Source organism: Rhodococcus sp. MT28, from assembly GCF_058792695.1.
On sequence record NZ_JBXAFD010000005.1, the window covers coordinates 359429 to 372171 of the forward strand.

Annotated in this window: 8 protein-coding genes; 6 read left to right on the top strand and 2 right to left on the bottom strand. The window is 64.8% G+C overall.

The window, feature by feature from the left end; all coding sequences use genetic code 11:
• Positions 1-45: 45 nt before the first annotated feature.
• Positions 46-3408, top strand: coding sequence for an ATP-dependent helicase (locus AC1Q6C_RS21500; RefSeq protein WP_050654904.1), 3363 nt, complete (start codon positions 46-48; stop codon positions 3406-3408).
• Complete coding sequence (locus tag AC1Q6C_RS21505) at positions 3409-6801, top strand: ATP-dependent helicase (protein ID WP_073512807.1); 3393 nt, start codon at positions 3409-3411, stop codon at positions 6799-6801. It abuts the gene before it with no gap.
• On the opposite strand, the gene AC1Q6C_RS21510 is transcribed toward AC1Q6C_RS21505, so the two are convergent.
• The gene (locus AC1Q6C_RS21510; protein ID WP_492666769.1) at positions 6798-7199 is read right to left on the bottom strand and encodes a DoxX family protein; all 402 of its coding nucleotides are present in this window, start codon (positions 7197-7199) and stop codon (positions 6798-6800) included. The genes AC1Q6C_RS21505 and AC1Q6C_RS21510 overlap by 4 nt on opposite strands.
• A 156-nt stretch (positions 7200-7355) precedes the next feature.
• On the opposite strand from AC1Q6C_RS21510, the gene AC1Q6C_RS21515 reads away from it, so the two are divergent.
• The gene (locus tag AC1Q6C_RS21515; RefSeq protein ID WP_003942296.1) at positions 7356-8423 is read left to right on the top strand and encodes a potassium channel family protein; all 1068 of its coding nucleotides are present in this window, start codon (positions 7356-7358) and stop codon (positions 8421-8423) included.
• Between the two features lie 38 nt (positions 8424-8461).
• Positions 8462-9361: an NAD(+) diphosphatase gene (gene nudC / locus AC1Q6C_RS21520; protein ID WP_007731249.1), complete on the top strand. Its 900-nt coding sequence runs from the start codon at positions 8462-8464 to the stop codon at positions 9359-9361.
• Positions 9362-9375: 14 nt separating this feature from the next.
• Here nudC and AC1Q6C_RS21525 read toward each other — a convergent pair whose 3' ends face one another.
• Positions 9376-9633 carry a mycoredoxin gene (locus AC1Q6C_RS21525; protein WP_003942350.1) on the bottom strand — a complete coding sequence of 86 codons (258 nt, stop codon included), beginning with the start codon at positions 9631-9633 and terminating at the stop codon, positions 9376-9378.
• A 103-nt stretch (positions 9634-9736) separates the two neighbouring features.
• On the opposite strand from AC1Q6C_RS21525, the gene AC1Q6C_RS21530 reads away from it, so the two are divergent.
• Together AC1Q6C_RS21530 and AC1Q6C_RS21535 are read left to right on the top strand one after the other, a co-directional pair.
• The gene (locus AC1Q6C_RS21530) at positions 9737-11875 is read left to right on the top strand and encodes an ATP-dependent DNA helicase UvrD2 (RefSeq protein ID WP_003942300.1); all 2139 of its coding nucleotides are present in this window, start codon (positions 9737-9739) and stop codon (positions 11873-11875) included.
• 513 nt (positions 11876-12388) lie between these two features.
• Positions 12389-12712, top strand: a complete 324-nt coding sequence (locus tag AC1Q6C_RS21535) for a WhiB family transcriptional regulator (RefSeq protein WP_003942321.1) — start codon at positions 12389-12391, stop codon at positions 12710-12712.
• The last annotated feature ends 31 nt before the right edge of the window (positions 12713-12743 follow it).

The window sequence follows — 12743 nt, forward strand, 5'->3', positions numbered from 1 at the left end:
GCAGGCGATGTGTGAGTTGTCGGTGCGCTCTGGTGGAATGCCTGGGTGAGTGAGACGGCAACACGCAGCAAGGTCACCATTCCGCGGGCGCGGTTGGTGCACCGAACTGCGCCGTCTCCGATACCCCGAACGTGGGACGAAGGGACGGCCCGGCTGTTCGCGCCGCCGTCCGAGGATCCGTTCCAACTCGCGTTCGGCCCTGTTTCATTCGGCTCGGGGGCCGCCTGGAGTCCCTGGCAGGTACTCGGCAGCCCCGGAACCGGCAAGACGTCCCTTCTGGTGGATCTGGCAGTGCAGAAGATCTCCGGTGGCGAAGATCCTGAATCGGTCCTGGTGCTCACCCAGTCGCGCCGGGCAGCGACGCAGGTCCGCGAGCAGATCACGGCCGGGTTGCTCGGGTACGAACAAGAACGCGGACCGCAGGCAACTCGTGAGCCGTTGGTCCGCACCGTTCACTCGTACGCCTTTGCCGTACTCCGGCTTCAAGCCGCAGCGCACGGCAACGCGCCGCCACGCCTGATCACCGGCGCCGAGCAGGACTCGGTGCTCCGAGAGATGTTGCGCGGCGACATAGAAGACGGTGCGCTCCGGTGGCCGGAGCGCCTGCGACCCGCATTGGGTTTGAACGGCTTTGCCGTCGAACTTCGAGATCTGATGTTGCGAGCGAACGAGCGCGGACTCGGCCCCGAAGATCTGGTCAAGCTCGGCAAGAAGCGTGGACGTCCGGAGTGGGTGGCGGCCGGGCGGTTCGCCGAGGCCTACGAGCAAGGCGTGCTGCTGCGCGGCAGTGTCGGTGTCGAGGCTCCGGAGGCGACGGCGCCGGCGCTCGACGCGGCCGAGTTGATCGGTGCGGCATTGACCGCGTTCGCCACCGATCCCGAATTGCTTCGCTCCGAGCGCGCTCGGATCCGGCACCTACTCGTCGACGACGCACAACATCTGGATCCGCAGGCGGCGCAACTGGTTCGGCTGATCGGAACCGCAACTGCGGGCACGGTCATCGCCGGTGATCCCGATCAGTCGGTCTTCGGGTTCCGCGGTGCGGATTCGGCGTTCCTACTCGGACTCGCCGAGCGCGGAGACGAGCGCCAGATCGTCCTGCCCACCACGTTTCGCAACAACGCCGACGTCGCGTCGATCGCGGCGAAGATCGCTGCGCGGCTGCCCGGCAACCTCGCTCATCGCATCGCGGTTCCATCCGATCTCACCGATGAGGACCCGGGGCGGGCGTCGGTGCGGGTTCTCGGTACGACGGCCAAAGAAGCGGCAGTCGTCGCAGATACCTTGCGCCGGGCCCATCTGCTGGACGGGATTGCTTGGTCCGACATGGCCGTCATCGTTCGGTCGGTCCCGCGCACTCTCGCCCCTCTCCGGCGAGCCCTGCTCGCGGCCGGGGTACCCGTCACGACCGCTGCCACCGAATTGCCGCTGGCCAGGCAACACGGAGTGTCCGGCCTGCTGCTGGTCCTTCGGGCGCTCGGCGGCGATCAGTTCACCGGCGACGACGCGCTTGCCCTGATGGCCGGTCCCATCGGCGGCGCCGAGCCGGTCACCCTGCGCCGGTTGCGTCGTGGCCTGCGCCGGGTCGAGTTGGCATCGGGAAGTGATCGGGACTCCTCGGAGTTGTTGCGGCTCATTCTGATCGACGAGGATCGTGCGCAGTCCAAGCGCCTCATGGGCAAGTTGACAGACGTCGAAGCTGCGGCACTCAATCGCGTGCTGTCGGTCCTTCGCAAGGCCCGAGTGCCTCTCGAGCGAGGTCTCGGGGTCGAAGAAGTTCTGTGGGCAGCATGGCAGGCGACGGGGCTGGAACGACGCTGGGCGGCTGCGTCGGCGCGCGGCGGACCTATCGGCTCACAGGCCGATCGAGACCTCGACGCAGTCGTCGCACTTTTCGACGCGGCCGCCAACTACGTCGACCGGTTGCCGCGTTCGCAACTCGCCGGTTTCGTCGACTACTTGACCAGCCAGGAGATACCGACCGACTCGCGGAGCCGGTCGGTCATCACTCCCGACGCCGTCACCGTGGTCAGCGCTCACGCCGCGGCGGGTCGCGAATGGGCGGTCGTGGCGGTGGCGGGTGTGCAGGAGGGGCTCTGGCCGAGTTTGCGGGCACGCGGATCGCTACTGCGTACCGAAGCGCTGATCGACCTGGTCAACGGAGTCTCCGACGGCAGTGACTCGGCTGCCGAACGACTCTCGCGAACCGCACCGCTTCTGGCCGAAGAACGCAGGTTGTTCCTGGTTGCCTGTAGCCGTGCTCGTCGCCGTCTGCTGATCACCGCAGTCGAATCGGCTTCGGGGGACACCGACTTGGTGCCTTCGCGGTTCGTGGACGAATTGATCCGTGGTGACGCGTACTCGGACGATCCGTCCTCCGATCTCGACGTCGTTGCACCCGAGACCGGGGATACCCGGGTTCTGTCGCTGCCTGCACTGGTCGCACAGCTTCGCAGCGTCGTGTGTGATCCCGACATCGCGCATTTCGACCCCGAGAAGCATTCCCGGGCCGCTCGCCAGTTGGCACGTCTGGCTGCTGCCGGGGTACGGGGCGCGCACCCGGATCAGTGGTACGGCACAGCCGAGCCGAGTACCGCTGCTCCCATGTGGCAGCCCGAGGACGGACCGGTTTCACTATCGCCGTCCACCATCGAGCTTCTCGAAACATGCCCTCTCCGATGGGTGTTCGAGCGTCATGGCGGCAGCGACGGAGACAACACTCATGCGATCGCCGGTACGCTGGTCCATACCTTGGTGCAGGCATTGGCCGGCCGGATTCCACCGGATCAGGTCGAGAAGGCACTCGAAAATGCCTGGGAATCCATCGATCTGGGATCGCAGTGGTACTCGCGCCGCGAACTCAATCGAACTCGGGAGATGCTGGCGACGTTCACCGCCTGGATGAACGCAACTCGCGGTGAACTGACCGAAGTCGGCGTCGAGGTCGCGGTCGAGGGGGTCCTCGAACCACGTGAGGAGGGAGCGCCTGCGGTCAAGCTTCGTGGCCGGATCGACCGGCTCGAGCGCGACACCGAAGGCCGTCCGGTGGTTGTCGACGTCAAGACTGCGCGAAACCCTGTCAGCAACGAGGCCGCGCAATCTCACGCGCAGTTGGCGGCGTACCAGGTCGCAGCGGCCGAAGGTGCGATTGCCGGCGAACCGGCCACACAACCCGGCGGTGCACGCCTGGTATTCGTGGCCAAGTCCAACAAGAAAGACGGTGCGGCGCAGCGAGTTCAGCCGCCGCTGACGGCCGAAGCCGTCGAGATGTGGCGAGACGTCATCCACAACGCAGCGGCAGCGACCCAAGGGCCGCAGTATCTGGCCAGGGTCAACGACGGATGTAGACATTGCCCGGTGCGCTCGAGTTGCCCGGCACACGACGAGGGACGACAGGTGAGTAACTAAGTGGCTGCCGCGACGCAGAAGGCACGCCGACCGAAGATCGATCCTGTCGACCTGGCGGTCGCGCTCGGTCAACACCCGCCGACGCCGGAACAGGCGGCTGTCATCGCCGCACCGCTCGGTCCGACATTGGTCGTCGCCGGTGCCGGTGCCGGTAAGACCGAGACGATGGCTGCTCGCGTCGTGTGGCTGGTGGCCAACGGCTTCGTCGATCCCGAGGCCGTTCTCGGATTGACCTTCACGCGCAAAGCGGCACAACAGCTCACGTCGCGAATCCGCAAGCGCTTGGCGCGACTGGCGGGTTCGGACGTTCTGCGGGCACTCGACCCGACCGGCGGAGTGCGTTCCCGGATTCTGGCCGGGGAACCCGAAGTCAGTACCTACCATGCTTACGCGGGACGGTTGCTGTCCGAGCACGGACTGCTGTTGCCGATCGAACCCTCGGCGACGCTGTTGTCCGAGACCGAACTGTGGCAGGTTGCGCACCGCGTCGTGAGCGGCTGGGACAGTGATCTGGACACCGACAAGAATCCGGGGTCCATCACCGAAACCGTTCTGGCCCTTGCCGGTCAGTTGGCGGAGCACCTGGTCGACCCCGAGCAGTTGCTCGAGGCTCACACCGAGTTGGACAAGCTGATTCACACTCTGCCCGCCGGTCCGAAACAGCGGGGTGGGCCGAGCAAAGAGCTGTTGAATTACCTTGATGTGCAACACAAACGCATCGAGCTACTGCCCCTCGTTGCCCGGCTGGGTGAGACGCTGCGGCGTGAAGGCGCATTGGATTTCGGCAGCCAGATGTCGCTGTCGGCCCGTGTCGCCTCCGAACATCCCGAGGTCGGGCAAACCGAGCGTGAGCGCTTTCGGGTAGTTCTTCTCGACGAGTACCAGGACACCGGTCACGCTCAGCGAGTGTTGTTGTCCTCGTTGTTCGGTGGGGGAGCCGACGGCCGGTTGGCGCTGACAGCCGTCGGCGATCCGATGCAGTCGATCTACGGTTGGCGAGGCGCGTCGGCGGCCAACCTGCCACGGTTTGCAACCGACTTCCCGCTTGCCAACGGAAAGCCGGCTCCGACACTCGAACTGCTCACCAGTTGGCGTAACCCGCCGGAGGCTCTCGAATTGGCAAACCTGTCGTCGGCACCGTTGCGCCGACGCGGTGTGGCCGTCAGCACACTTCGTGCGCGGCCGGGAGCCGTCGCCGGAGACGTTCGACTGGCGCTGCTGGGAGACGTCGAACAGGAACGTCAGTGGGTTGCGGAGAAGATCGCCGAAGAGTACGAGGCGGCACGTGCCGAAGACCGCCCGACGCCCACGGCAGCGGTGTTGATCCGCCGCAACGCCGATGCTGCCCCGCTGGCCGAGGCTTTGCGGTCCAAAGGTCTGCCGGTCGAAGTGGTCGGACTCGGTGGGCTCTTGCACACACCCGAGGTGGCGGACGTGATCGCCATGCTCCGAGTGGTCGCCGATCCGCTGGCGGGTAGCGCCGCCGTTCGGCTGCTCACCGGAGCGAGATGGCAGATCGGCGCGAAGGACCTCGCCGCACTCTCGCAACGCTCTCGCGAACTTGCCATCTCCGCCGGATACGGAACAGCGGGTGCGGTCACCGACGCCGAGGCGCTCACCTCGGCAGTTCAGGACGCGCTGCCGGGGGAGAACGCCGAGCAAGCAGGATTGGTCGATTCGATCTCCGATCCAGGCCCGGCAGAACGTTATTCAGCTCTCGGGTACACACGCATCAACGCGATAGCGGCAGAGTTGGCGTCGTTGCGCGAACGTATCGGCCAGCCGCTCACCGAACTGGTGGCGGAGGTCGAGCGGGTGCTCGGTATCGGAATCGAGGCAGGCGCGCGAACCCGAGTCGGTGTCGTCGGGACCGCGGGCCGCGAGCATCTCGACGCATTTGCCGACGTCGTCGCCAATTACGCGACGCGTCCAACAGCCAATCTGCCCGGGATGCTCGCATTCTTCGCGGCCGCCGAACAGATCGAAAAGGGCCTCACTCCGGGCGAAGTGGAGGTGGCGCCGGATCGCGTGCAGATCTTGACCGTGCACTCGGCGAAGGGGCTCGAATGGGAAGTAGTGGCGATCCCGCATGTCAGCGACGGGGTGTTCCCCTCGTCCACCGCGTCCGGATCGTGGCTCGGGGCGCTCGCCGAACTGCCACCGTCGTTGCGTGGTGACCGGGCGGTCGACGCGGATTCGGCCGACGGAGTTCCGGTGCTCGACCTCGAGGAGCTCTACAACCGCAAGGACCTCGAGAACGCGATCACGGCGCACAAGAAGGCCTTGTCCAACCGTCGACTGGACGAGGACCGGCGACTGTTCTACGTCGCGCTGACCAGAACCGAACGGGCGCTGTTCATCTCGGCGCATCACTGGGCGGAATCCGGTTCGGAACCGAAGGGGCCTTCGGAGTTCCTGGACGAGCTGCATCAGATGGTCACGGCCGAAAACGATGCCGGTGAAGAAGACTCACGCGGTGCGATCGGCGTCGTGGAGGAATGGGCGCCTGCACCGGAACCCGACACCGAGAACCCGTTGGCCTCCACACCCCGTACGGCGCAGTGGCCGCCCGACCCGCTGGGTGCGCGTCGCGGCGCGGTCGAGGCCGGAGCCGCGAGCGTCCTGTCCGCACTTGCATCGCTGCCGCAAGACAGCAAAGAGACGGAAGAACCGGAGGACGATCCGGAGAACTGGGCCTCGGACGTCGACGTTCTCCTGGCCGAGCGCGAAGCCCGGGCAAACGCGCGTGCCGAAGTGATTCTCCCGGCGCAGCTTTCGGTGACTCAGCTCGTCGACCTCAAGGCAGATCCGGATGAACTCGCGGCACGGCTGCGTAGACCACTGCCGTACCCACCGAACCCGCTCGCTCGGCGCGGCACGGCTTTTCACGCCTGGATCGAGCGAAGGTTCGGTGCGACCCGACTGTTGGATCTCGACGAACTACCCGGCGCCGCGGATACCGGCGCGGGTCCCGAGACCGATCTGGTGAAACTTCAGGATGCGTTCCTGCGGTCCCCGTGGGCCAATCGCAGCCCGATCGAAGTGGAAGTTCCTTTCGAAACATCCATTGCCGGAACGGTTTTACGGGGTCGCATCGACGCTGTGTTCGCCGATCCCGACGGCGGATGGACGGTGATCGACTGGAAGACCGGTGCCGAACCGTCGGCCGCCAACGAGGACGCTGTTGTGATGCAGTTGGCCGCGTATCGGGTGGCCTGGGCCGAATTGATGTCAGCCAGAGCCCGTTCGGCGGGGCGCAACGAACAGTTTCCGGCCGACAAGGTCCGGGCGGCGTTTCACTACGTTCGATCGGGTCGCACCATCGCACCCGAGAACCTGCCGGACGGTGAGGCTCTCGCTCGCCTCATCCGAACGGCAGGCGCGCAAGATTAGCTTGCGTTTCGACGAGCCTTGAGTGCTTCGGTCACCAGCGGAACCTGCAGGGGAAGACGTGCGATCGAACCGATCTTCTGCGGTGTGGACGTCTTCGGGCTTCGGCACCAGTCGATCGCCATCTGGATGTTGGCGGGGAACACGGCAACAAAGAGCGCGGCGGCAAAGCCCGCGCCGAGCTTGCGGGTCTTCGGCACGGCCAAGGCAGCGCCGATCGCCAGTTCCGCGACGCCGGACACCTGGGTGTAGGTGCGGGCCTGTCCGGGAAGTTGGCGGGGAACGGTGCTGTCGAAGAAGGAAGGCGCCACGAAATGCATGGTGCCGGCGCCGAGAAGGAGGGCCGACAAACGAAGAGCGGCCGCTTGGCTGGGAGTGGACGTCGAACCGGTGAAAGGCATTTGCCCAGCCTGCCTCACGGTGGACCTTCTTGCCACTACCGGCGCCACGACCCGCGCGCTATTCGGCGCCCGAGTTCCGAAGTCGATCTTCGAGGGTTACGCTGCCTGCCGATGTCCGTGTAGGTATTTCGTAAGTTCGAGTGAGAGAGTCGATGTATGGCCGGTAAGCTCCGGGCGCGTTTGACCAGGTCGGAAGCATTGACCGATCAGCCTGACTTCGCCCTTGTCGGGGTGCTGCGCATTCCCCAGCTACAGACAAGTCCGGCGCGGGCCATCTACAAGCGAGTTCTCATCGCGTTGGGTGCTCTCGGCGCCGCCGTGTTGATCGTGTACATCGATCGCGCGGGATACCGGGACGCACAGGACAACGAGCTGTCGCTGCTCGACTGCATTTACTATGCGACGGTTTCGCTCTCGACCACCGGCTACGGCGATATCACTCCGTTCACGCCGTCGGCGCGCCTGGTCAACGTCCTGTTGATCACGCCACTTCGGATCTTCTTCTTGATCGTGTTGGTCGGAACCACACTTTCAGCTCTGACCGAGAGTTCGCGTCAGGCGTTCAAAATTCAGCGTTGGAGGCAGCACGTGCGTAATCACACCGTCGTCGTCGGATACGGGACCAAGGGGCGGACGGCAATCGAAGCAATGCTCGGTGACGGTGTACCGGCGTCGGAGATCGTGGTCGTGGACACCGATCAGACCGTCCTCGATTCGGCGGCGAGCAAAGGCCTGGTGACGGTATTCGGTTCGGCGACGAAATCGGACGTACTTCGGTTGGCAGGTGCGCAGAATGCGTCGTCGATCATCGTGGCAACCAACCGTGACGACACCGCAGTGCTCGTGACGCTGACAGCCCGCGAAATCGCGCCGAAAGCCAAGATCGCCGCAGCCATCCGTGAAGCCGACAACGCGCATCTTCTGCGTCAGTCCGGCGCAGACTCCGTCGTCGTGTCCTCGGAGACGGCGGGTCGACTCCTCGGCATCGCGACCACGACGCCGACCGTCGTGGAGATGATCGAAGACCTGCTGACTCCGGAGGCCGGATTCGCGATTGCCGAGCGTGCCGTCGAGCGCGACGAGGTCGGCGGCTCTCCGCGTCATCTCTCCGACATCGTGCTCGGGGTCGTTCGTGACGGCCGTCTGGTTCGCGTCGGTTCACCCGAGGTGGACGCCGTCGAAGAGAACGATCGACTGCTCTACATTCGCCGCGTCACGAACTGAGTGTTACCGAGCTTCGTGCGCGCAGTAATGTCGTGAGCGTGAACGACTTCCAGCTGACCGAAACACCTCTGCTCTCACGCTCGAGCGTCGGCCGCGCCGAGGAATTGCGGTCGGACGCCGCTGCACTGACGACGGGTTGGGCGGACGCACTGCTCCTCCGTGTGAATTCACGGGGTCAGGTCAAGGTGTCGCCGGAAGGTCAATTGGTCTTCGCCGAGGCAACCGAGTTGGGGCCCGAACCGGTGCGCGGCGCGGTCTTCCTGGGAATTCGGGAGAATCGCCACGTCTGGGCGGTGCGGGTGTCGCTGCTGGCGGGCACTTTGTCTGAATTGCGGATGCTCGGCGGAACACTCGACGACGCGGACGCCGGTTTGTTGACCGGTGCCGTCGCGATTCTCAACTGGCACGACAGTGCCGGATTCAGCGCTATCGACGGCGCACCGAGTGAACCCACGATGTCCGGCTGGTCACGCATTTCCACGTCCACCGGCCACGAGGAGTTTCCCCGAACGGATCCGGCGGTCATCTGCCTGGTGCACGACGGCGGCGATCGAGTTCTACTCGCGCGTCAGCCGACCTGGCCGCAGCGCCGTTTCTCGATTCTCGCGGGATTCGTCGAGGCCGGGGAGTCACTCGAAACGTGTGTTGTCCGCGAGATCAAGGAAGAAGTCGGTATCGACGTGCACAGCGTTCGATACCTCGGGAGCCAGCCCTGGCCGTTCCCTCGCTCGGTGATGTTGGGCTTCGCCGCAATCGGCGACCCCGCCGCTCCGCTGCTGTTCGCGGACGGCGAGATCGCCGAGGGCACCTGGTTCACGAAGGACGAGGTGCGCGCCGCTCTCGAACTCGGCGACTGGGGTTCGGAAGCGGACGCGCCACTGCTGCTGCCCGGGTCGATCTCCATCGCTCGCGGAATGCTCGAGAGCTGGGTCAAGTAGCAGCCGGAGAAGGTCTACAGACCCAGAGCCTGCTTGACCTGGTTGAGCGACGGGTTGGTCGCAACGCTGCCGTCGCCGTACTTCACGGTCGGAACGACGTGATTGCCACCGTTGACGCTGCCGACGAAATCGGCTGCTGCCGGATCGTTCTCGATGTCGATCTCGGTGTACTCGATCCCCGACGCGTTGAGCTGCGTCTTGAGGCGACGGCAGTAGCCGCACCACGTGGTCGAGTAGATGGTCAGGGCAGGCGCATTTTCGGTAGAAGTCACGGCCGATATAACACCACGACCGAGAGCGTTGTTCCGTATCGGCCCGTGTTCTCTTGCCCACATACCGTCGGGCGCGGCGAATGGAGTGTCGGAACGTCCTGCCATGATGGTCCCCATGCCTGCGGACACCGGACTGGATCCAGAACAATCGGCCGCCGTGCTCGCGCCACGCGGCCCGGTATGTGTCCTCGCGGGCGCTGGAACAGGCAAAACCCGCACCATCACGCGCCGGATCGCTCATCTGGTTGCCGACGGTCACGTGTCGGCCGGTCAGGTGCTTGCCGTGACGTTCACCGCTCGTGCGGCCGGGGAAATGCGTGGACGTCTCCGTGAGCTGGGCGTCGGCGGGAGTGGGCCGCAGGTGCAGGCTCGAACTTTTCACGCTGCTGCTCTCCGTCAACTGAAGTACTTCTGGCCGCAGGTTGTCGGCGACACGCCGTGGCGTCTGCTGGACCGAAAGTTCGCGGTTGTCAGCAGTGCCGCAGCCCGGGTGGGATTGTCCACCAGCACGGAAAGCGTCCGCGACCTCGCCAGTGAAATCGAGTGGTCGAAGGCGTCGCTGATCGCGCCGGAGGATTACCCACGCGCGATCGCCAAGATTCGCCGTGAGGCACCGGTCGATGCCACCAAGGTGGCCCAGGTGTATGCCGCATACGAAGAGCTGAAAGCACGCGGCCAGGACGGCATGCTGCTTGATTTCGACGATCTCCTACTGCACACGGCGGCAGCTCTCGAAGAGCATTCGACAGTCGCCGACGAGTTCCGCGAGCGGTATCGCTGCTTCGTCGTGGACGAGTATCAGGACGTCACCCCACTGCAGCAGCGTGTGCTCGACGCCTGGCTGGGCGACCGAGACGATCTGACCGTGGTGGGCGATGCGAATCAGACCATCTACTCCTTCACCGGAGCCACCCCCAACTATCTGTTGGACTTCTCCCGGAAATTCCCCGAAGCGACCGTCGTTCGGCTCGAACGGGATTACCGCTCCACCCCTGAGGTCGTGTCGTTGGCGAACCGCGTGATCGGTGCCGCGCGCGGGCGGATCGCCGGGACGCGTCTGCAGCTGATCGGGCAGCGCGCTCCGGGGCCTGAGCCGGAGTTCATGGAGTTCGACGACGAGCCGGCCGAAGCACTCGGCGTTGCGCGGGCGATCAAACGGCTGATCGCGGCAGGCACCCCTGCGGCCGAGATCGCTGTTCTGTACCGGATCAATGCTCAGTCGGAGGCGCACGAGCAGGCCCTGACGAAGCTGGGCATTCCGTTCCAGGTGCGCGGTGGAGAGGGCTTCTTCACTCGCACCGAGGTACGTCAGGCGGTGGCAGCGCTGCGTCAGGCAGCTGGACGCGACGACCTCCCCGAAGGTGCAGACAACGGCGAAGCGCTGGTCTCACTCGTCCGCGCTGTGCTCGCGCCGCTCGGCCTGACCAACGAAGAGCCTTCGGGTACTCAGGCACGCGAGCGCTGGGCGTCGCTCTCGGCTCTCGTGGCGCTCACCGAAGAACAACTTGTCCACGAACCTGAACTGACGCTCACCGGGCTTCTACAGGAGCTCACGGCCCGAGCCGAGGCGCGGCACCCACCGACCGTGCAAGGTGTGACGCTGGCCTCCCTCCACGCGGCCAAGGGACTCGAATGGGATGCGGTGTTCCTGGTCGGCCTCAACGACGGCACCCTGCCTATCCAACACGTTCTCGGCGACGCCAATTCGGGCGCCGACGACGTCGCGGTGGAGGAGGAGCGTCGGCTTCTCTACGTGGGGGTTACTCGCGCTCGCGAGCATCTGCAGCTGTCGTGGGCATTGGCCCGCAATGAGGGTGGACGCAAGTCCCGTCGCCGGTCGAGATTTCTCAACGGACTCATCCCGGAGGACTCGCCGGCCTCGCGCGTCGCCGCGCCGTCGTCGGGAAACAAGAAGCGTCCGCGCTGCCGCGTTTGCGGCAAACCGTTGATCGGGACGTCGGCGACCATGCTCGGGCGCTGCGAAAAATGCCCGTCCAATGTCGACCTGGAATTGCTCGAGCACCTCAAGGCCTGGCGTCTGGACAAGTCCAGAGAACTCAAAGTTCCGGCCTATGTCGTCTTCAGTGACAACACACTGATGGCTATTGCCGAACAACGACCACAAGATAATCGTGGACTGGTTTCGATCCCTGGAATCGGGCCGAAGAAACTCGACAACTTCGGGGAAGACGTACTAGCTGTCATTCGCGGTGAACTGCGAGCGGCAACACTCGATATCTGACAACACATCCGAATCGACAACGGTGAGTTACATAACCGCAGGTCAAAAATAGGTTGTGCAGATTCGGCAGATTCTCTACTCTGGTTTTCAGTGTTACGGGGCAACCTGTGCGCAGAAACTATCCGGACCGACACGAAATGGAGGTGGCAAAAAAATGACGAACTTGATCTCTTACGAAGCGTGCGCAAGCGCAAAGTTCGCTGTTGCCGCCCCCATGCTGCCGCGTGCAGCGGGATGGGCGCAGCATGCGCTCCGCCTGCGCCCTCAAGCAGCAGCAAAGAAAGCAGCTGTCGAGTCCGTGTTCTTAAGCCATCGAGGTATTTCTCGGTAGGACACATCCGTTCACTTACGGCCACGGACCCGCAGCCCCTGCGGACCGTGGCCTTTGTGTTGGATAGCCCTCTTCATCTGGTTTCCGACTCGGCTCAGGTTCGCACCCATCGAACCCATATCGTGCGACACAGTTTCGCATCCGAGCACTAGGAGACCGAGTTGTCTGCCCAGACAATCCGCGTGGAATCCGAAAACTCCACCACTGCAGTAACTTCCACCGACGTCACTTCGGCTGCAGTCACGTTCATCGAGGTCGCGTCCACCCGCCGCGACCTGCCGTGCCGGGCATCCAACCCCGATCTCTGGTTCGCCGAAGCTCCGGCCGAACTCGAGCAGGCCAAGGCACTGTGCGCGCAGTGCCCCATCCGTTCCCGTTGTCTCAGTGCGGCTCTCGACCGCGCCGAGCCATGGGGGGTGTGGGGAGGCGAGATCCTCGATCAGGGGGCCGTCATAGCGCGCAAGAGACCGAGAGGGCGCCCACGCAAGCAACTCGTGTGCGCGTGAGAGCCCTATTCGGCGGAGCCGGTGTCTTAGT

Excerpts from the sequence above, each read along its gene's own strand:
- AC1Q6C_RS21510 (WP_492666769.1), bottom strand. The coding sequence starts at position 7,199 with ATGCCTTTCACCGGTTCGACGTCCACTCCCAGCCAAGCGGCCGCTCTT.
- AC1Q6C_RS21515 (WP_003942296.1), top strand. The coding sequence starts at position 7,356 with ATGGCCGGTAAGCTCCGGGCGCGTTTGACCAGGTCGGAAGCATTGACC.
- AC1Q6C_RS21530 (WP_003942300.1), top strand. The coding sequence starts at position 9,737 with ATGATGGTCCCCATGCCTGCGGACACCGGACTGGATCCAGAACAATCG.